This window comes from Lysobacterales bacterium, from assembly GCA_019634735.1.
In the GTDB taxonomy this organism is placed as follows: domain Bacteria; phylum Pseudomonadota; class Gammaproteobacteria; order Xanthomonadales; family UBA2363; genus Pseudofulvimonas.
The window spans coordinates 1-20,866 of record JAHCAT010000001.1 but is presented as its reverse complement, the minus strand read 5'-3'; the positions used below and the strand labels follow the sequence as shown (position 1 = coordinate 20,866).

General features: G+C 70.0%; 16 protein-coding genes. 8 read left to right on the top strand and 8 right to left on the bottom strand.

The window, feature by feature from the left end:
• Positions 1-16 precede the first annotated feature (16 nt).
• From KF823_00080 to KF823_00070, 3 genes are all read right to left on the bottom strand, one after another.
• Positions 17-1,477 (bottom strand): alpha/beta hydrolase, encoded by a 1,461-nt coding sequence (locus KF823_00080; GenBank protein MBX3724300.1) that lies wholly within the window; start codon positions 1,475-1,477, stop codon positions 17-19.
• Between the two features lie 13 nt (positions 1,478-1,490).
• Entirely contained in the window at positions 1,491-2,666 is a 1,176-nt protein-coding gene (locus KF823_00075) for a hypothetical protein (protein ID MBX3724299.1), read from the bottom strand.
• A 298-nt stretch (positions 2,667-2,964) separates the two neighbouring features.
• On the bottom strand, positions 2,965-3,738 hold the full coding sequence (locus KF823_00070) for a ferredoxin--NADP reductase (GenBank protein MBX3724298.1): 774 nt from the start codon (positions 3,736-3,738) through the stop codon (positions 2,965-2,967).
• A 119-nt stretch (positions 3,739-3,857) separates the two neighbouring features.
• Here KF823_00070 and KF823_00065 point away from each other — a divergent pair, with 119 nt between their 5' ends.
• Together KF823_00065 and KF823_00060 are read left to right on the top strand one after the other, a co-directional pair.
• On the top strand, positions 3,858-4,805 hold the full coding sequence (locus tag KF823_00065) for an ABC transporter ATP-binding protein (protein MBX3724297.1): 948 nt from the start codon (positions 3,858-3,860) through the stop codon (positions 4,803-4,805).
• Entirely contained in the window at positions 4,802-5,605 is an 804-nt protein-coding gene (locus tag KF823_00060; protein MBX3724296.1) for an ABC transporter permease, read from the top strand. The genes KF823_00065 and KF823_00060 overlap by 4 nt, the downstream gene beginning before the upstream one ends.
• Positions 5,606-5,650: 45 nt before the next feature.
• Here the strand turns inward: KF823_00060 and KF823_00055 are convergent, their stop codons facing one another.
• Together KF823_00055 and KF823_00050 are read right to left on the bottom strand one after the other, a co-directional pair.
• Positions 5,651-7,192, bottom strand: a complete 1,542-nt coding sequence (locus KF823_00055; protein MBX3724295.1) for a TerC family protein — start codon at positions 7,190-7,192, stop codon at positions 5,651-5,653.
• 74 nt (positions 7,193-7,266) lie between these two features.
• Entirely contained in the window at positions 7,267-8,076 is an 810-nt protein-coding gene (locus KF823_00050) for a TatD family hydrolase (protein ID MBX3724294.1), read from the bottom strand.
• 112 nt (positions 8,077-8,188) lie between these two features.
• Between KF823_00050 and KF823_00045 the strand changes: the two genes are divergently transcribed.
• Together KF823_00045 and hrpB are read left to right on the top strand one after the other, a co-directional pair.
• Entirely contained in the window at positions 8,189-9,238 is a 1,050-nt protein-coding gene (locus KF823_00045) for a hypothetical protein (protein MBX3724293.1), read from the top strand.
• A gap of 219 nt (positions 9,239-9,457) precedes the next feature.
• Entirely contained in the window at positions 9,458-11,962 is a 2,505-nt protein-coding gene (hrpB, locus tag KF823_00040) for an ATP-dependent helicase HrpB (protein ID MBX3724292.1), read from the top strand.
• A gap of 51 nt (positions 11,963-12,013) precedes the next feature.
• Here the strand turns inward: hrpB and yidC are convergent, their stop codons facing one another.
• The 3 genes from yidC to rpmH form a co-directional block, all read right to left on the bottom strand.
• Positions 12,014-13,702: a membrane protein insertase YidC gene (gene yidC, locus KF823_00035; GenBank protein ID MBX3724291.1), complete on the bottom strand. Its 1,689-nt coding sequence runs from the start codon at positions 13,700-13,702 to the stop codon at positions 12,014-12,016.
• 88 nt (positions 13,703-13,790) lie between these two features.
• A complete protein-coding gene (rnpA, locus tag KF823_00030; GenBank protein MBX3724290.1) occupies positions 13,791-14,141 on the bottom strand; it encodes a ribonuclease P protein component in 351 nt (116 codons plus the stop codon).
• A 14-nt stretch (positions 14,142-14,155) separates the two neighbouring features.
• On the bottom strand, positions 14,156-14,290 hold the full coding sequence (rpmH, locus tag KF823_00025) for a 50S ribosomal protein L34 (GenBank protein MBX3724289.1): 135 nt from the start codon (positions 14,288-14,290) through the stop codon (positions 14,156-14,158).
• Positions 14,291-14,432: 142 nt separating this feature from the next.
• Here rpmH and dnaA point away from each other — a divergent pair, with 142 nt between their 5' ends.
• From dnaA to gyrB, 4 genes are all read left to right on the top strand, one after another.
• Entirely contained in the window at positions 14,433-15,776 is a 1,344-nt protein-coding gene (gene dnaA, locus KF823_00020) for a chromosomal replication initiator protein DnaA (protein ID MBX3724288.1), read from the top strand.
• A 206-nt stretch (positions 15,777-15,982) separates the two neighbouring features.
• On the top strand, positions 15,983-17,083 hold the full coding sequence (dnaN, locus tag KF823_00015) for a DNA polymerase III subunit beta (GenBank protein ID MBX3724287.1): 1,101 nt from the start codon (positions 15,983-15,985) through the stop codon (positions 17,081-17,083).
• Positions 17,084-17,120: 37 nt separating this feature from the next.
• Complete coding sequence (gene recF / locus KF823_00010; protein ID MBX3724286.1) at positions 17,121-18,233, top strand: DNA replication/repair protein RecF; 1,113 nt, start codon at positions 17,121-17,123, stop codon at positions 18,231-18,233.
• A gap of 211 nt (positions 18,234-18,444) precedes the next feature.
• Positions 18,445-20,853, top strand: coding sequence for a DNA topoisomerase (ATP-hydrolyzing) subunit B (gyrB, locus tag KF823_00005; GenBank protein ID MBX3724285.1), 2,409 nt, complete (start codon positions 18,445-18,447; stop codon positions 20,851-20,853).
• Positions 20,854-20,866: the final 13 nt, after the last annotated feature.

Genomic DNA, 20,866 nt, shown 5'->3' with positions numbered 1-20,866 from the left:
CGCGGGTACCCTTTGGTCACGGCGCGGAGCCGTTGAAATCGAGATAGAACGGCCACGGCGCCAGCGTGTCCAGGCAACCGGCGTCGCCGATCGCGCCGACCTCGCCGGCGCGCACGAAGCGCGCCACCAGCGTCGGCATGCAGCCGCGGGCCATGACGATGTGGCCCTGGCCCGGCGCCACCAGGTGGCGGGCATTGCCGAGCGTGGCCAGGGCGCGCTCGGCGTAGGCCGGCGGCGTGACCGGGTCGTACTCGCCCGACAGCAGCAGCACCGGCAGTTCGGAATCGACCGGCTGCTTGAAGGCGCCGGGCGCCCGCGGCACCGGCCAGGCGCTGCACTGCGCACGCATGAAACCGACCAGGTCGGCACCGATCAGGCTGTCGTCGCCGGGCAGCGGGTTCAGCCAGGGCGCGTCCTCGCTGCAGCCGACCGACAGCTGCATGCCGTGCGCGATCATGTCCTCCAGGTCGGCGAACAGGATGCGCGCCTGTGCCAGCAGCGGCTGCGGATCGCCCTCACGAGCCTGGTGCAGCAGCAGCGGCAGCAGCGCCGTGTACTCGGGGCTGTAGGCGAACATCCGGACCGTGCCCGCCAGGGTCTCGTGGTTGAGCGCCACCTCGATCGGCCGATGGCTGCGCGGGTCGGGGATGATCACCGTGGTCGGCGTCTCCCGGTAGCGTCGGCGCAGCTCGGCCAGGGTCGCGGCCGGGTCCCCGAAGGCCGCGGCGCAGGCGGGGTCGGCGCGGCAGCGACCGAACTGCGCGGCCAGGGCGGCGTCCAGGAAGGCGCCGTGGTCCTGGCCCAGCGCGACATCCTGCGGCACCACGCCATCGAGAACCGCGCTGCGCACGCGCTCGGGGTGGGCCTGCATGTAGCTGAGCGCCACCCGGGTGCCGTAGGAGCCGCCGACCAGGTTCCACTGGCGCACGCCCAGGGCCTCGCGCACCGTTTCCAGATCGGCCAGGTAGTCTCGGGTGGTGTAGTGGGCGACCTCGGCGTCGAGGCTGGCCAGGCAGTCGCGGGCCAGCGCCGCCAGGGCCTCGGCGTCGGGCATCGGTGCGGCGGGGTCGCTGGCGTCCGGCAGTTCGCAGCGCAACGGATGCGAGCGCCCGGTGCCGCGCTGGTCGACCAGGACCACGGCCCGGTCGGCGAGCAGTTCGCGGAACGCCGGCGCCACCTGGCCGTAGCTCTCCAGGGCCGACTGGCCGGGACCGCCGGCCAGGAACAGCACCGGATCCGGATGCGCGGGGCGCCGACGGGCCTCGATCCGGGCGATCGCCAGCTCGATCTGCCGCCCTTCCGGACGGGCGCGGTCCTCGGGCACGGCAAGGGTCGCGCACTGTGCCTTCGGGCCGGCCACGCCGCCCGGCGGCAGCAGTTCGCAGGGCGCGAAGGCCAGGGCGAACAGCGCGGGCGAGGCGGCAAGGCCGCACGTGGCGAGCGCGGCGCGCAGGATTCGGCGGGTCGGGGTGCTCATGTCGGGCGCAAGCCTACGCGAATGCGCACAGGTTCGTCATGCGACCGACGTCTTCCAGCAGTGCGTGCAACTGGTCGGCGGTGGCCTGGGCGGCGCCGGCATCGCTGGCGCCCGGCAGAGCCGCCAGCCCGGCGCGGGCCCGTTCCCCGGCAAGCCGGGGCTCGCCGGCCAGCAGCGCGATCGCCGCCTCCGCGGCCTCGCGCCGGCCAGGCTCCACGACACCGCCGCGACCCCGCTGCAGCCATTGCCTGGCACCGTCCAGATCGCCCTGGTACCGGGCCCGGTACCAGGCCACTTCCAGGGCGAGGGCCTGGCGGAAGCCATCCGGGAAGGCGTCGTACTCGCCGGCGACCGCTTCGAGATGGCGGCAGGCCGCCTCCGTCGCGCCCCCGTCCAGGGCATGCCCGTAGGCGTACAGGTGGACGGCGACCCGGCGCAGCGGCAGGTCCGCCGCCGCGTTGGCCAGCAGCCGCGCCAGCGCGTCCTGGTCGAGCTCGCGCGGGCGGATGCCGGAAAGGCTCTGCGCCATCAGCACCGTGAGGTCGAAGCGCTGGGCCACGGCAGTGCCGCCCCGACGCAGTTCCAGGTACTGCGCCCCATCGGACATGAAGCCGCCACGGCCCTGGAGGGGCAACGCCGTGGCCAGGAAGATGAACAGGGACATCACCGCCAGCAGAAGGGCCCAGGCGGCCGGGCGACCGTCGGCCAGCCAGGCGACGGCCAGGCCGGCAAGGGCCAGCAGGGCGCTGGCCAGCGGACCGCCCAGCACCAGAGCGCGGAACTGTGGCGCCAGCGGGCGACTGGTGTCGGGGAGGGCAGCGGCCAGGCCGCCGAAGGTGGCGAGCGAAAAGAACCAGTCGAAGCGGATACCGCGCGCGGTCCGGGTCCAGCGCAGCGGTCCGACGATCAGCAACAGGAAGCGCATGCCGCGGCGCAGACCCCCGGCCAGGTGGCCGAGCTCGTGCACGCCGATCGCCAGCCCGACAAGCAGAACGAGAACGGGCAGGTCCCAGGCCGAGAGCGGCGCGAGGGTGTCGACCAGCCAGTCCGAACGCTTGCCGAGGCGGGCCAGACCGGCACCGACCACGGCGCCGCCACCGGCCAGGGCCAGGGTCGCCAGGACACCGCGCCAGCGTGGGCGGCGCGCCGGTGGGCCCGGATCGGGGGCAGGGACAGGGGGGTGGCTCATGACCGCACCCCCGTCGGACCGACGTGTCGGGACCGCTGCGCGCCGGCTCGGGGCCTGAGGTCGGCCGGGTTCAGCCGCGGCGCGGAGCCCTTGCCCCGACGCCCAGTGCCGCGCTGTTCGGGCGACACGCCGGCGACGCAGGGTGGGGCCCATCGCGGCAGGCGGCAGTCGCAAAGGCGCGATCCGGTTGCGTGACGCATGCCGGCATTCGACCACCCGCCCCCGGGAGGCGGCGTGATTGTTCGATGACAGCGCGGCTTGCCCCCGGCCCGCCGCCGGCGACAGCGCAGCGACTGACTCAGCCTGGCGCCAGGGGGGGCGCCGGGGCCCGGGGTGCCGGCGGCGAGATGTATTTCTCGCGGCGGATCGCCGGGATCGGCAGTCCGGCTTCCTTCAACACCGCAAAGGTGGCGTCGACCATGTTCGGGTTGCCGCACAGGTAGGCGACATCGCCGGCCGGGTCGGGCGCCAGCGCGGCAAGCTGGTCCTGGACATGGCCGCGACGGTCGAATACCGCGGGCTGCGCCCGCCCTTCCCGCGAGAAGCACGGATGGAAATCGAAGCCCGGATGCTCGCGCGCGAACGCCTCGAACTCCTCGCCGTACAGCAATTCCTCGGGAGTGCGCACGCCGAACAGCAGGACGAAGCGCTGGCCACGGCTGGCGATGCGCTCGCGGATCAGCGGCAGCATGGAGCGGTAGGGGGTGACGCCGGTTCCCGTGGCGATCAGCAGGTAGCGGCGCACCGCGGGATCGTCCTGCAGCACGAAGCGCCCGTACGGACCGCTGGCCTCGATCTCGTCGCCGGCATCCAGCCCTTCGAACAAGGCGGTGGCGGCGCCGCCCGGCACGTAGGACACCGCCATCTCCACCAGCCCGGTGCTGCTGCCCTCGGACACGGTGGCGATCGAGTAGCTGCGCTTCAGGGCGACGCCCTGGTGCTGGAAATGCACCTGCACGAACTGGCCTGGCAGGAACGCCATCGGCGCCCCGTCGGCGCGGGCGAAACTGAAATGCCGTACGGCCGGGGCCAGCATGCGGCTGGACACCAGCCTCAGCGCGAAGTGTTCCATCGGCGAGGTCTTGCTCGGGAGTGGTCGGCCGGCGGGTGCCGCTGGCCGGAGGGTCCGGCCGGCAGCGCCGGCGGACGGGACGGCGCCTATACTAGCGGCCGTTCCCCCCTGGCCCAAGCATGAACACCGGACCGTCCCAGCCGCCGGCTCTGGCCGTGCGCGACCTGCGCAAGACCTACGGCAATGGCGTCGAGGCGCTCAAGGGCGTGTCCCTGGAAGTCGCCGCCGGCGATTTCTTCGCCCTGCTCGGCCCCAACGGCGCCGGCAAGTCGACCCTGATCGGCATCCTGTCGTCGCTGGTCAACGCCAGCTCCGGCGAGGCCGAGGTGTTCGGGGTGAGCGTGCGCGCCGAGCGCAGCCGGGCGATGAGCCTGATCGGCCTGGTCCCCCAGGAGCTCAACTTCAACCAGTTCGAGAAGCCGATCGAGATCCTGGTCAACCAGGCCGGCTTCTACGGCGTGCCGCGCGGCATCGCACTGGAGCGCGCCGAGCGCTACCTCAAGGCCCTGTCGCTGTGGGACAAGCGCCATGCCGTGTCGCGCACCCTGTCCGGCGGCATGAAGCGGCGTCTGATGATCGCCCGGGCGATGATGAACGAGCCGCGGCTGCTGGTGCTGGACGAGCCCACCGCCGGCGTCGACATCGAGATCCGCCGTTCGATGTGGACCTTCGTGCGCGAGATCAACGCCGCCGGCACCACGGTCATCCTCACCACGCACTACCTGGAGGAGGCCGAACAGCTCTGCCGCAACATCGCGATCATCGACCACGGCCGCATCATCGAGCACAGCCCGATGCGCGCGCTGCTGGCCAAGCTGGATGTCGAGGGCTTCGTGCTCGACGTCGAGGGCGGCGAGCAGGCCCTGCCGGAGCTGCCCGGCGTGCGTCTTTCCCGCCTGGACGCCCACACCATCGAGGCCGAGGTGCCGAAGACGGTCGACCTCAGCCAGGTGTTCGCCGCGCTCGACGGTCGCGGCATCCGCGTCAAGTCGATGCGCAACAAGTCCAACCGCCTGGAGGAGCTGTTCATGCGCCTGGTCGAACGGCCCGCCGGAGCCGCGGCATGAACGGCGCCGAAGCCGCCGGATCCCGCTACGGGACCCGCGAGCGCCTGGTGTCGCTGTACACCATCCTGCGCCGCGAGGTGACCCGCATTCTGCGCATCTGGGGCCAGACGCTGGTGCCGCCGGCGATCACCATGACGCTGTACTTCCTGATCTTCGGCAAGCTGATCGGCGCCCGGATCGGCGAGATGGACGGCGTGCCGTACATCGACTTCATCGTGCCCGGGCTGATCATGATGAGCGTGATCACCAACAGCTACGGCAACATCGTGTCCAGCTTCTTCGGCGCCAAGTTCGGCAAGCACGTCGAGGAGATGCTGGTCTCGCCGATGCCGCCCTGGGTGATCCTGGCCGGCTACGTCGGCGGCGGCGTGCTGCGCGGCCTGATGGTCGGCGCGATCGTGCTGGGCATCGCCATGTGCTTCACCACCGTGCGCCTGGCGCACCCGCTGCTGACCCTGACCAGCGTGCTGCTGACCGCCGTGGTGTTCTCGCTGGCCGGCTTCCTGAACGCGATGTACGCGCGCAAGTTCGACGACATCGCGATCATCCCGACCTTCATCCTGACCCCGCTCAGCTACCTGGGCGGGGTGTTCTACTCGATCTCGATGCTGCCGGCGTTCTGGGAGCAGGCCTCCCGCGGCAACCCGATCCTCTACATGGTCAACGCCTTCCGCTACGGCGTGCTGGGCGTTTCCGACATACCGCTGGCCACCGCCTACGCGGTGATGGTCGCGGCCGCCGTGCTCCTCGGCGCTTTGGCGATCACCCTGCTGCGCCGGGGCGTCGGCCTGCGTTCCTGACCGGGGCCGCCGCGGCGGCCCGGTTCGGCGGTCCGCTGCCGCCGGTCAGTCTCCGGCGTCCTGCACCTGCGCCGCGCGCAGCCGGTCGATGCGGTTGCCGTCCATCGCCTCGACCCGGAACAGCCAGTCGCCGATGCGCGCCTCGTCGCCGATCTCGGGGATCCGGCCGAGGGCTTCCAGGACCAGGCCCGCGGCGGTGTGGAAGTCGGGTTCTTCGGGCAGCGCGATGCCCAGGCGCCCGGCCAGCTCGTCGAGGTCGGTGCGACCGTCGACCGCCCAGCTGCCGTCGTCGGCGCGCTGCATCATCGCGGTCACCGGCTCGTGCTCGTCCGGCATCTCGCCGGCGATCGCCTCCATCACGTCGGTCGCGGTGACCAGGCCGGTGAAAGAGCCGAACTCGTCGACCACGAAGGCCAGCTGCATGGGCTCGCGCTTGAAGCGTTCCAGCGCCGCCAGCACCGTGGCGAACTCCGGCAGCACCGGCGGCTTGCGCACCTGCGCCTCGATGTCCAGCGCCTGGCCGGCGATCAGGCCGGGCAGCAGGTCCTTCTTCTGCACCACGCCCAGCGGTTCGTCGCTGTTGCCGTCGCGCACCACGACGATCCGCGAATAGGGCGTCTGCACCAGTTCGCTGCGGATCTGTTCGGGCGGATCGGCAAGGTCGATCCAGTGCACGTCGACGCGCGGCGTCATGATCGCGGTGACCTGCCGCTCGGCGAGATTGAGCACGCCGCGGATCATGGTGCGCTCGGCGGGCTGGAATGCCGTGTCCAGGGGATCGTCCTGGCCGGGACCGACGGCGATCGACGGACCTTCGGGGACGACTTCCTCGTACTCGATCCGGCCACCCAGCAGGCGCAGCACGGCATCGGCGGTCCGCTCGCGCAGCGGCCGCTTCAGTTCGGCGCGCTGGCGGTTCGCCAGGGCGATCTGGTTGAAGGTCTCGATCAGGATCGCGAAGCCGATCGCCGCGTACAGGTAGCCCTTCGGGATGGCGAAGCCCAGGCCCTCGGCGACCAGGGTGAAGCCGATCATCAGCAGCAGGGCAAGGCACAGGATGATCAGGGTCGGATGGGCGCTGACGAAGCGGGTCAGCGGCTTGCTGGCCAGGATCATGACGATCATCGCCACCACCACGGCGATCATCATCACCTCCAGGTGCTCGACCATGCCGACCGCGGTGATCACCGCGTCCAGGGAGAACACCGCGTCGAGGACCACGATCTGCGCGATCACCGCGCCGAAGCCGGCATAGACCAGGCGCCTGCCGCGGTTGTGGCCGGTTCCCTCCAGGCGTTCGTGCAGCTCGACGGTCGCCTTGAACAGGAGAAACAGGCCACCGGCCAGCAGGATCAGGTCGCGGCCAGCGAACTCGAAGCCGGCAACGCTGAACAGCGGCCGGGTCAGGGTGACCAGCCAGGCGATGCCGGCGAGCAGCCCGAGACGCATCGCCAGGGCCAGGCTCAGGCCGATCACCCGCGCCTTGTCGCGCTGGTGAGGCGGCAGCTTGTCGGCCAGGATGGCGATGAACACCAGGTTGTCGATGCCGAGCACCAGCTCGAGCACGATCAGGGTAGCCAGTCCCATCCACGCGGCCGGATCGGCCATCCATTCAAAGCCCATCTGGCACCCCGGCTCCCCCGTTCGGCGGTCGCGCCACTTTAGCCGGTGGCCGTGGCCGGTGCCGGCAGGCCGAAAAAGGCCCGGGCGGTCGCCGCTGTGGCCGCCGCGACCGCTGCCTGCGGCTCGCCCCGGTCGCGCGCCAGCTCCTCGACGATGTGGGCGAGGTACATCGGCTCGTTGCGGCGGTGCGATGGCATCGGTCGCAGGTTGCGCGGCAGCAGGTAGGGGGCGTCGGTCTCCACCATCAGCCGGTCGGCCGGGATCTCCCGGACCAGTTCGCGCAGGTGGCGGCCGCGGCGCTCGTCGCACAGCCAGCCAGTGATGCCGACGTGCCAGCCGGCCGCCAGGTAGTCGCGCAGCTCCTCGCCGGTGCCGGTGAAACAGTGCACCACCGCCGGGCCGATGCGCCCGGCGAAGTCCGCCATGATCGCCATGAAGTCGGCATGGGCGTCGCGCTGGTGCAGGAACAGCGGCTTGCCGGCGGCGACCGCCAGTTCCAGCTGGCGCTCGAAGGCGCGCCGCTGGGCCGGCCGGGGCGAATAGTCCCGGTGGTAGTCGAGCCCGCATTCGCCGACGGCCACCACCTCGGGCAGGCCGTGCAGCTCGCGCAGCACGCTGTCGGTGCTGCTGCTGTAGTCGGCGGCGTGATGCGGATGCACGCCGGCCGTGCAGGCCAGGCGGTCCGGGTGGCGGCGCGCCAGGGCCAGGGCGTCCAGGGCACCCTGTTCGCTGGCGCCGGTCACCACCATCTGGGCCACGCCGGCTGCCGCGGCCCGTTCCAGCACCGCCGGGAGGTCGTGCCGGAAGGACTCGTGGCCCAGGTTGGCACCGATGTCGACCAGGCCCATGGCGGACGTCCATTTGGGGAGGGGGCGGCAGTCTACGGGTTTGCCCGGGTTCATGCCGTCGGGTCGGCCAGTTGCTAGGCTGTCGGCTCCAATGAGATCAGGGGTTCCTGCCGTGTCCAGATTCGCCGCCCTCCTGTTGTCCCTGGCCGCCTTGCTGGCCAGCTCGCCGTCCCGTGCGTTCACCCCGGAAAGCGGCTGGTGGTGGAACCCCAACGAGCCCGGCTACGGCTTCTCGATCGAGATCCAGGACAAGTTCATCTTCATGGTGGCCTTCGCCTACGGGCCCCAGGGCGCGACCTGGTACGCCGCCGAGGGTCTGATGCCGAACCGCAGCACCTTCACGGCGCCGTTGTACCGGCGCGACACCGGCACCTGCCTGGGCTGTCCGTTCACGACACCCGGCCAGCCCTACGCGGTCGGCAGCCAGGTCACCATCAACTTCACCAGCGAGACCCGCGCCACCCTGACCTGGGGCGGGCGCACCATCCAGATCCAGCGCCACGACTACTATCTGAGCCGCACGCCCTCGATCCAGCCGCGCACCGAGCTGTGGCTCGGCGAGTGGCAGGCGGTGATGGACTGGCGCGCGCTCGGCGGCGAGTACGCCAATTACCCGTATGTCGGCGAGGTGTTGATCTTCGATCTGGTCGACACCGGCGGCCAGCGGCACTTCTTCGAGGGCTGCCGCCCGACCAACAGCCTGGTCGGTCTGTGCACGCAGCAGGCGCTCAACAACCACGACGCCGCGGGCTTCTACAGTCCGGCCGACGGCACCAACATCATCACGGTCAACGAAAACAGCACGACCTGGCTGGTCTTCGAGGTCGAGGTCGGCACCTACCAGTTCGACGGCTATGCCAAGCGCTGCCCGAAGAGCCTGTCCAACCTGCTGACCCAGTGCCTGGACAGCAACACTTATCCGGTGCTGCCGGTGCGCGGCTGGCGCAGCGCGAGCCGGGCCTATGTCCAGGGCGACGACAACGCGCCCAATGCCGTGCTCCCGCAGACCGAGGTCAAGACCGCCGCCAGCGCGCTGCGCGACCTGCCGGCGCAGACCGTCGAGCCCGGTCCGGACGCCCTCCAGGCGCCCCGCGAGCGGGCCGATCCCGCGGGCACGGCGGCGGCGCTGGAAGCGCTGCTGGCCCGTCTGGGCGAGCGCTGAGCAACGAGCGCCCTATCGTCCGGCGGCTATCGCCGCCGGCGGGCGCTGCAGTCCGCTCCGCCGTGACCGCGCGGTCCGCGACGCCTCAGGGAGCCTGACGCGGCCGGTTGGCCGCTGCCGTGCACCGACGACCATGGATCGCCGCCGCGCCTTCGGCGTGGCGGCGCCGGGCTGGGATCCGGCGCCAAGGCGGGGTCGCTTCCTACAATGGCCGCCGTCATGACCCCGCCGGCCCTGCCCATCGATGACCTGCTGCCCGACGTGCTGGCGTCGCTGGCCGACCACTCCCGCCTGGTCCTCGAGGCACCGCCGGGCGCCGGCAAGACCACCCGCGTGCCGCTCGCCCTGCTGTCGGCGCCCTGGCTGTGCGGGCGACGGTTGCTGATGCTCGAACCGCGCCGCCTGGCGGCGCGCGCCGCGGCACGCCATATGGCCGGGCTGCTCGGCGAAGCGGTCGGCGGCACGGTCGGCTATCGGGTCCGCTTCGAGTCCCGGGTGTCGGAACGGACCCGCATCGAGGTGGTCACCGAGGGCATCCTGACCCGCATGCTGCAGGACGACCCCGCGCTGGACGGCGTCGGCGCCGTGCTGTTCGACGAGTTCCACGAGCGCCACCTGGCCAGCGACCTGGGCCTGGCCCTGGCCCTGGACATCCAGGACGGCCTGCGGCCCGACCTGCGCATCGTGCTGATGTCGGCGACCCTGGACGGCGAACGGCTGGCCGCCTTCCTGGACGCCCCCAGGCTGCGCAGCGAGGGGCGCAGCTTCCCGGTGCGCGTCGCGCACCCCGCGCTGCGGCCCGGCGAGGACGCCCTGGCGGCGGCGCCGCGGGCGATCGCCGGTGCCCTGAGGGAGGCGGAGGGCGATGTCCTGGTGTTCCTGCCCGGCAAGCCCGAGATCGCCCGGCTGCAGCGCCGCCTGGCGGACGACCCCGCGCTGGACGGCACGCTGCTGACGGTCCTGCATGGCGAGCTGGACCTGGGCGCCCAGGCCGCCGCGCTGGCGCCGGACGTGCACGGCCGCCGGCGGGTCGTGCTGGCCACCAACGTCGCCGAGTCCAGCGTCACCCTGCCAGGCGTGCGCGCCGTGGTCGATACCGGCCTGGCCCGGGAGCCGCGCTTCGACCCCAACAGCGGCTTCACCCGGCTCGCCACCACCGCCATCACCGCGGCCTCGGCGGCCCAGCGGGCCGGCCGCGCCGGCCGGCTCGGACCGGGCCTGTGCCTGCGCCTGTGGCCGGAAAGCCTGCGCCTGGACCCTGCCACCCGGCCCGAGATCGGCCAGGTCGACCTGGCCGGGCTGGCGCTGGAGCTGGCCGCCTGGGGCAGCAGCGCGCTGCGCTTTCCCGACCCGCCGCCCGCTGGCGCCCTAGCCCAGGCACGCGACCTGCTCGCCCTGCTCGGCGCGCTTGGCGAGAATGGCCGGATCAGCCGCCGCGGCCGGGAGATGCTGGCGCTGGGCACCCATCCACGACTGGCGGCCATGGCCCTGGCCGGGCGGGCCGACGGGCAAGGTGGGCTGGCCGCCGACCTGATCGCGCTGGCCGAAGGAAGGGACCCTCTTCGCGGCGAGGCGGCCCGTGACGATCGCCTGGCCAGTCGCTGGCAGGCCCTGCTGGCGTTCCGGGACAGCGGCCGTGCCGGCGGCGAAGCCAGTCGTGAAGCCCTGGCCGGCCTCGACCAGCAGGCGCGGCAGTGGCGCCGTCGCCTGGCCGTGCCGGACGCCCCTGCACCAACGGACGCCCACGTCCTGGGCAACCTGCTCCTGGCCGCCTTTCCCGACCGCATCGGGCGCCGCGACGAGGCCGACAGCAGCCGCTACACGCTTGGCAACGGGCGGGGCGCCCGGCTGGCCCCGGACTCCGGGCTGCGCGGCGAACCCTGGCTGGTCGCCACCGAGTTGCGCGTCGAACGCGGCGACGCCCTGGTGCTGCGCGGGGTGCCGTTCGACGAGGACCGCCTCGCGGTCCTGTACCCGCAGCACCACCATCGCGTCGAGCAGGCCCGCTTCGATGTCGCCACCGGCTCGGTGGCGGTGTTCCGGGAGCGTCGCTTCATGGCCCTGGTCCTGGAGCGCGAGCGCGTGCCGGTGAGCGATCCGGCGCAGCGCGTCAGCGGCCTGCTGGACGGCATCGCCAGCCAGGGCCTTTCGGTATTGCCCTGGACCGAGGCGCAGCGACAGTGGCAGGCCCGCGTGCAGTCCCTGCGGCTGTGGCAGCCCGGCCTGGGCCTGCCGGCCATGGACGATGTCGCCCTGCTCGCCGACCTGCCGGACTGGCTGGGCCCGTGGCTGGCCGGCCTGCCGCGATTGGCGGCGCTGGACGCCAGCCTGCTGGGGCAGGCCCTGATGGCGCGTCTCGACCCTGTCCACCGGCAGGCCCTGGATCGCCTGGCACCCGCGGCGATCACGGTGCCCAGCGGCCGGCAGCTGCGCCTGGATTACGGGGTCGGGGAGGGCGAACCGCCGGTGCTGGCGGTCAAGTTGCAGGAGATGTTCGGGTGCGCGGACACGCCTGCGGTGTCGGGCGGCGCCGTCCAGGTGCGCCTGCACCTGCTGTCGCCGGCGCAACGGCCGATCCAGGTCACCACCGACCTGCGCGGCTTCTGGGAGCGCACCTATCCGGAGGTCAGGAAGGAGCTCAAGGGCCGCTACCCGCGCCACCCCTGGCCGGACGATCCCTGGAACGCGCCGCCCACGCACCGCGCCAAGCCGCGCGGCACCTGAGCGCAGCTTCGGCGGGACGGCTGGTCGGCCGGTCCCGCCTGCCGCGACCGATCAGGCCGGCTTCGCCTCGATGCGCTTGGTGATGACCCACTGCTGGAGCAGGCCGAGCGCACCGTTGGTGGTCCAGTACAGGACCAGGCCGGCGGGGAAGAAGGCGAACATCACCGAGAACATGATCGGCATGATCTGGAAGATGCGCTTCTGGATCGGATCCATGCCCGGGCTGGGCGACAGCTTCTGGGTCAGCCACATGGTCAGGCCGTTGAGCACCGGCAGAACGAAGTAGGGGTCGCGCGCCGACAGGTCCTGGATCCACAGGAAGAACGGCGCCTGGCGCAACTCCACCGATTCCAGCAGGACCCAGTACAGAGCGATGAACACGGGGATCTGCAGGAGGATCGGCAGGCAGCCGCCCAGCGGATTGATCTTCTCCTTCTTGTACAGCTCCATCATCGCCATGTTCATCTTCTGGCGATCGTCGCCGTAGCGCTCCTTGAGCTGCACCAGGCGCGGCTGCAGCTTGCGCATCTTGGCCATCGAGCGGTACTGGGCCTCGGAGAGCTTGTAGAACAGCAGCTTGATCAGCAGGGTGACCAGGATGATCGCCAGGCCCCAGTTGCCGACCAGCCGGTAGAACTTGTCCAGGGCCCAGAACAGCGGCTTGGCCAGGAAGGTGAAGATGCCGTAGTCGACGGTGAGTTCCAGACCGGGTGCGACCTCGGGCAGCACGTTCTGCAGCTTCGGCCCGACCCACAGGCGCGCGCTGTCGACATGCTCGCCGCCGGGGGGCACGCTGGCGGCCGCGGCCACCTGGCGGATCAGGAAGCGGTTCGGCGGCACCGGCTGGGTGCTGAAATCGTTGGCCTGCGCGGTATCGGGGATCCAGGCGGCGAAGAAGTAGTGCTGCAGCAGGCCGGTCCAGCCGCCGGTGACCGTGCGGTTCAGCGGCTTGCCGGCGAAATCGTCGAACTGCCGCTTCTCGAAGCGTTCTTCGGGGCTGTACCAGGCGGCGCCGTGGAAGGTGATGGCCGTGGCGTCGGTGAACGAGAAGCCGGTCGAGGTGCGCATCGGCACCCGCTGCAGCTGCCGGTAGACGCTGCCGGTCCAGGGCTCGCTGCCTTCGTTCCGGATCTCGTGGCGGACCTCGACGGCGTAGTCGCCCCGGCGCAGTACGAACAGCTTGGTGATTACCAGACCATTGTCGCCGCGCCAGGTCAGCGGCACAGTCACGTGGTCGCCCTGCATCGCGTAGCGGTCGCGCTCGATTTCCCACAACGCGGTGTGGTCGGGTGCCGGGCCGTTGGCGCTGACCAGGCCGGTCTGCGCGTGGAACAGCCGGGCGGGGTCGTCGCTGAGCAGCTCCACCGGCTGCGAGGACCGCAGCGTCTGCGGATAGGCCAGCAGTTCGGCCTTCACGATGGTGCCGCCGCGGGCATCGATCACCAGCCGCAGGACATCGGTTTCCACGGTGACCCGGCGGCTCGCGGCGGCTGCCGGCGTCTCCGCCGCCGGCGTCGGTACGGCGCTCATCGCGGCCGGCGCGAGCGGCGTGTCGGAGGCGGGTGCAGCGGGTGCCATTGGCACGGTCGGGTCCACCGGCAAGGCGCCGTCATCGAGGACGCCGGCGCTCGCGGCCGGTGCGGGCGACGGCGGCGGCGCGTTGAAGTCGTTCCAGGCCTGCCACAGCAGGTAGGCGCCTAGCAGCCAGGCGATGAAGAGCAGGGGACGGAAGTTCTGCATGGGTCTGAGGCAGCCGGCACGGTCCGGGCGGGCAGGCGCGGACGGGATGGACAAAGAATCGGGATTGTCGCGGTTCGCGCCGGGGGGATCAACGCACCTGTGTCTGCCACAGGGCGAGCAGGTCGGACCAGAGCGCCGCGCGCGTTGCGCGCGCCGCTTCCGGACGCGGCGTCACCACCAGGTCGACGCCTGGCAGCTCGGGCCAGTGCAGGCGGAAGGCTTCGCGGATCTGGCGGCGCAAGCGGTTGCGCACGACCGCGCGCCGGTCGATCCGGCGGCTGACGGCCATACCCAGCCGGGCGTGCCCGAGTCCATTCTCGGCCGCGATCAGTCTGAAGTAGCGGGAGCCGCGCCGGTGGCCTGCGGCGAAGACGCGGTCGAACTGGGCCTTGCCGCTCAGGCGGGCGGCGCGCGGCAGCGTGGTGGCGGCCGCGCCCATGATCCCGGCCGGGATCAGGGAATCAGGCGCTTGCGGCCCTTGGCACGACGGGCGGACAGGACCTTGCGGCCATCGGCCGTGGCCATCCGCGCACGAAAGCCGTGGGTGCGGGCACGCTTGAGGTTGCTGGGCTGGAAAGTGCGCTTCATCGCGGCATACCACTGGCTTGGAGCAAAGGGGGCGCATTCTAGCCGGAGCGGCGCTGCGCGGTCAAACGCCGTCCGCGACTGGGCGCGTGGCGGGGTACACTCGCGCTCCCCACCGACCCGCAAGCGAGCGATCTTCCCCGTCATGGCCGACCTTTGGCAACGCTGCCTGCGCCGACTCGAGGGGGAGATCAGCGCCGAGGACCTGCACACCTGGCTCTCGCCCCTGCAGGCGGACCTGTCGGGATCCACGCTGACCCTGTACGCGGCCAACGTCTATGTCGCCGAGCGGGTGGAAAAGCATTTCGCGGAACGCATCGGCGAGCTGGGCGGCGACCTGCGTGGCGGGCCCCTTGCCGTGCGAATCAAGGTCGGCATGCGGCCCAACCCGGCGGCAACCGCGGCCGGCAACGGTGGCGGAAACCCGGCTGCCGCCACCGCGCCATCGCAGCCCAGGGAACCCGGCCTGGAGAGCAACGTCGATCCGCGCTACACCTTCGACAACTTCGTCGAGGGCAAGTCGAACGAGCTCGGCAAGGCGGCGGCGCTGCAGATCGCCTTGCAGCCGGGCGAGGTGTACAACCCCCTTCTGCTCTACGGCGGCACCGGGCTGGGCAAGACGCACCTGCTGCACGCCGCCGGCAACCTCATAAGGCAGAACCGCCCGGACGCGAATGTCGTGTACCAGCGCTCGGAGCAGTTCGTGAGCGGCATGATCCGGGCGCTGCGCAGCAACCGGATGGACGAGTTCAAGCGGCAGTTCCGCAGCGTCGACGCCCTGCTGATCGACGACATCCAGTTCTTCGCCGGCAAGGACCGCACCCAGGAAGAGTTCTTCCACACCTTCAATGCCCTGTTCGAGAGCAAGCAGCAGATCGTCCTGACCTGCGACCGCTATCCGAAGGAGGTGGACGGGCTGGAGCCGCGACTCAAGAGCCGGTTCGGCTGGGGTCTCAACGTCGCCATCGAGCCGCCGGATTTCGAGACGCGGGTCAGCATCCTGATGGCCAAGGCGCAGTCGCTGCAGACGCAGCTTCCCGACGAGGTGGCGATGCTCATCGCCAGGCGGATGCGCTCCAACGTACGCGAGCTGGAGGGTGCCTTGCACACCCTGTCGGCCCGGGCCAACCTCAGCGGCCGACCGGTGACGCTGGAGTTTGCGCAGGAAGCCTTGCGCGACCATCTCAGCGTGCAGGAGCGCCTGGTCAGCATCGGCAACATCCAGAAGACGGTTGCCGACTACTATGGCCTGCGGCAAAGCGACATGACCTCGGAACGGCGGCAGCGCTCGGTGGTCCGGCCCCGACAGATGGCCATGGCGCTCGCCAAGGAGCTCACCGAGCACAGTCTGCCGGAGATCGGCGACGGGTTTGGCGGGCGCGACCACACGACCGTGCTGCATGCCTGCCGGGTCATGCGCAAGCTGGTGGAAACCGACGGCAAGATGCGCGAGGACTGGGATAAGCTGATCCGCACACTGACCGGTTGACGACCTGTGGATGGCCTGTGCTGGAATCGGCCGGCGTGATTCGTCCACAGGCTGGCCACAGCGCCGCACACCGGGCTGTGCACAGGGAAATGAAGATCTAACTTGCTGGTTTAGAAGGGTTTTTCTGGTGTTCTCCCGGTCCCGGGCGGACACCAACAACAACAGAACAGCACAAGCTATTTAGAAGCAGTCTCGAGGGCTACCCGATGCGATTCCAGATTCAGCGCGAAGCCATCCTCAAGCCGTTGCAAGCGGTGGTGGGGGTGGTCGAGAAGCGGCAGACATTGCCGGTCCTGTCGAACCTGCTGGTTTCGGTGTCTCGGGGGCAGGTGTCTTTCACCGGAACCGACCTGCAACTCGAGATGGTGGCCCAGGCCAGCGCAGAGGGTGGTCAGGATGGCGAGGTCACGGTCCCCGCAAGGAAACTGTTCGACATCTGCAAGGCGTTGCCGGACGGCGCTTCGGTGAGCGTCGAACAGCAGGGCGAGCGGGTTGTCGTGAAGGCGGGCCGCAGCCGTTTTGTGCTGGCGACCTTGCCGGCCAGCGAGTTCCCGGCACTCGAGAATCGCGAATCCATCGACACCCTGACGGTGGGCCAGGGAACGTTGAAGGACCTGATCGACCGGGTGGCATTCGCCATGGCTGTTCAGGACGTTCGGTTCTATCTGAATGGTATGTTGTTCGATGTGCGCGGTGGAAGCCTGCGGGCGGTGGCGACGGATGGCCACCGGTTGGCGATGTGCGAGACCGAGCTGCCCGCGCGGGAGGGGGCGGACCGGCAGATCCTGCTGCCCCGCAAGGCGGTTCTGGAGCTTCAGCGCCTTCTCGAAAACGTGGATGAGGCCGTGACGCTGGAACTGGGGCGCAGCCACGTTCGGGTGCGACGGCAGGACGTGGTTTTCACGTCGAACCTGATCGACGGGCGGTTTCCCGACTACGAGGCGGTGATGCCGGTCGGAGCGGACAAGCAGGTCACGGTCGATCGGGATGTGCTCCGCGATGCGCTGGGGCGTGCCGCGATCCTGTCGAACGAGAAGTACCGTGGGGTACGGCTTGAGGTTGGTGCCGGGCAGTTGCGGGTCGTTGCGCACAACGCCGAGCAGGAGGAGGCGGTTGAGGAGATCGAGGCGGAAGGCAACGCGGAGGGCCTGCAGATCTCCTTCAACGTCAATTATGTGCAGGAGGCCCTGGGTGCCCTGCGCGGTGAGCAGGTGGCCTTGCGGCTGCGCGATGGCAACTCCAGCTGCCTGATCTCGGATGCTGCCGATGAGCGTTCCCGGCACGTCATCATGCCCATGCGGATGTGAGTCCGGCAGGTCTTCGAGGACCTGACCCCGGCTTTCCGTGGCCGCCCTGGGCAGCGCTGCGCCCGTGATCGTCGAGTTGCTGCGGATCGATGGCCTGCGCAGTCTCGATGGCGTGGAACTGCTGCTGGGTCCGGGGTTCAACCTGCTGGTCGGCGGCAACGGTGCTGGGAAGAGCAGCATCGTGGAAGCCCTTCATCTCTGCGGGCACGGTCGTTCCTTTCGAAGCCCCAGCCCGGATGCGCTGATCGGGCATGACGCTGGGCGCTTCAGTGTGTTTGCGCGTTTCAAGGACGGACACGGACACCTCCGGCAATTGGGCCTGGGCAGGGAACCGGGTACCTGGGTGCTGCGATTGGACGGTGCGACGGCACAGTCTCTGTCCGAATGCCTGCAGTCGTTCACAGTGGTCTGCATCGAGCCGGAGGCCTGTGGACTGGTGTCCGGTTCGGGAGAGGGTCGGCGCCGGTTCCTGGACTGGATGCTGTTCCACGTGGAACCGGACTTCATCGGCGTGGCACGCCGGTACCAGCGCGCACTCCGTCAGCGCAATGCCGCCCTGCGGTCCGGCCTGGGAGATGCGCAGCTGGATATCTGGGAGCAGGAAATGTCCCTGGCCGGGGAGAGCATTGACGGCTGGCGACGCGGGATCCTGACCGCCCTTGAAGCCCCCATGATGCAGGCCCTGCAAATGTTGGTGCCGATGCTCGATGCCAGCGCATTGGGCTATCGCGGTGGCTGGCCGGCTGAGATGAGCCTGGCGGAGGCCTTGCGCGAGGGCAGGGCATCGGATCGTGAGCGGGGGTTCAGCCAGCGAGGCCCGCATCGCGGCGACTGGCGATTGCGTTTGCCGGGCAGGCTGGAACAACAGGACCTCTCCCGGGGACAGGCCAAGCTTGCCTCGATCTGTGCACACCTGGCGCAGGCGCAGGTGCTTCGCGATCAGCTGGGATCCTGGCCACTGTTCGCCTGTGATGACCTGGGCTCAGAACTGGATGCCGAGCACCTGGGTCGGGTTCTGGAGTGGCTGGCGGGCACCGGAGCCCAGGTCGTCCTGACCGCAACCCACCTGGACGAACGGTGGCAGGCCTGGCAATCACACGCAGGCGCGGTGTTCCACGTGGAACAGGGCCGGGTGCGGCCGCTGCTATAATCAGCGGGCACTCCACTTCTCCCGCCCCCGATCACGCAGGGCCGCCCCGGGTTCCGGTCCCGTCGCCCCCCGAGTCGCGGGTCGACCCCTCCCAGGTGCCCACGGTACTGACGGGATGGGCTGTGGAAAACAACCGGCCCAGACCAGACCCCAAGACCACGAGGCTGGGCTGGCAAGCTGCACCGATCAGGCGACCAGGACCCTCCACGGCATGACCGAGCATTACGATTCGAGCAAGATCAAGGTGTTGAAGGGCCTGGAGGCGGTCCGCAAACGCCCAGGCATGTACATCGGCGACACCGACGACGGCACCGGCCTGCACCACATGGTGTTCGAGGTGGTGGATAACTCGGTGGATGAATCTCTCGCCGGCCACTGCACGCGCATCACCGTCATCCTGCATGGCGATGGAACGGTATCGGTCGAGGACAACGGTCGCGGTATTCCGGTCGACCTGCACAAGGAAGAAAACCGCTCCGCGGCCGAGGTCATCCTTACCGTCCTGCATGCGGGCGGCAAGTTCGACGACAACAGCTACAAGGTGTCCGGCGGCCTGCACGGCGTCGGCGTGTCGGTGGTGAACGCCCTGTCCGAGTCCTTGTGGCTGCGCATCTGGCGCGACGGCTATGAGCACGAGCAGGAGTACGGTCATGGCGAGCCCCTGTATCCGCTGCGCCAGGTCAAGCCGACCGACAAGCGCGGCACGCTGATCCGATTCAAGCCCAGCGCGGCGACGTTCACCAACCTGGAGTTCCATTACGACATCCTGGCCAAGCGCCTGCGCGAGTTGGCCTTCCTCAATTCGGGCCTGCGCATCGAGCTGGTCGACGAACGCCACGAAGAGCGCCGGGACATTTTCGAGTACGAAGGTGGCATCCGCTCGTTCGTGCAGCATCTGGCGCAGCTTCGCACCCCATTGCACCCGACCGTGGCGTACTTCAGCGGCACCGAGCAGGACATCGGCGTCGAGGTCGCCCTGCAGTGGACCGACGCCTACGAAGAGCGGATGTTCTGCTTCACCAACAATATTCCGCAGAAGGATGGCGGCACCCACCTGACCGGCTTTCGTGCCGCGTTGACCCGGGCGCTGTCCGGCTACATCGAGCGCGAAGGGCTGGCCAAGAACGCCAAGGTCCAGTTCGCCGGCGACGACATGCGCGAGGGCATGATCGCCGTGCTGTCGGTCAAGGTGCCGGACCCCAAGTTCTCCGCCCAGACCAAGGACAAGCTGGTCAGCTCTGAGGTCAAGCCCGCGGTCGAATCGTTGGTCGCGCAGAAGCTCGTCGAGTTCCTCGACGAGCATCCGGCCGAGGCACGCGCGATCGCCGCCAAGATCGTCGACGCCGCGCGAGCCCGTGAGGCGGCCCGCAAGGCGCGCGAACTGACCCGCCGCAAGGGTGCCCTGGACATCGCCGGACTGCCCGGCAAGCTGGCGGACTGCCAGGAAAAGGATCCCGCCTTGTCCGAGCTGTTCATCGTCGAGGGCGACTCGGCAGGTGGTTCCGCGAAGCAGGGCCGCAATCGGCGCACGCAGGCGATCCTGCCGCTCAAGGGCAAGATCCTCAATGTGGAGAAAGCCCGTTTTGACAAGATGCTGTCGTCGGCGGAGGTCGGCACGCTGATCACAGCGCTCGGCTGCGGTATCGGCAAGGACGAGTTCAATCCCGACAAGGTGCGCTACCACCGCATCATCATCATGACCGACGCGGACGTCGACGGTTCGCACATCCGCACCCTGCTGCTCACCTTCTTCTACCGGCAGATGCCGGAGCTGATCGAGCGCGGTTACGTCTACATCGGACTGCCGCCGCTCTACAAGCTCAAGCAGGGTCGCAACGAGCTGTACATCAAGGACGATGGCGCACTGGATGCCTACCTGGTCGCCAATGCCGTGGAAGGCGCCGAGCTGGTCCACGACCCCGCAGCACCGTCCCTGCACGGTGTCGCGCTCGAAGGCCTGCTCAAGGAATGGCAATCCGCGCAGGCGGTGATCGACCGTCTTGCGGCGCGTTACGACCGCGCAGTGCTGGCGGCGCTGCTCGAGAGCCCGCCGATGTCCGCCGCCGGGTTGGACGATCCGGATGCAACCGGACCATGGCTTGCCGCGCTGCATGATCGCCTGAACGACGCGGCTCTGGGCCGCCCGCGCTACCGATTGTCGATCGGCCGGGCCGAGGCGGGTCCGGTGCTGCGCATCGAGCGTGAGCACCATGGCCTGACCACCCTGCAGCTGTGGCCGCAGTCGGCGTTCGCAAGCGGCGACTACCAGGTGCTGCGCCAGGTCGCGGTGCGCCTCGACGGCCTGCTGCAGCCAGGCGCCGAGGTGCGCCGGGGCGGGCGCAGCCTGGCTGTGACCAGCTTTGCCGCGACGGCGGCCTGGCTGATGGACGAGGCCAAGCGGGGTCGCACCATCCAGCGCTTCAAGGGTCTGGGCGAAATGAACCCGGACCAGCTCTGGGAGACCACGGTGAACCCGGAGACCCGACGCCTGCTTCAGGTGACCATCGAGGACGCGGTGGCGGCGGACCAGATGTTTGCGATGTTGATGGGGGAGGCGGTCGAGCCGCGCCGCAACTTCATCGAAGACAACGCCCTGCGGGTCGGCAACCTGGACGTCTGACGCCCCGGCATCC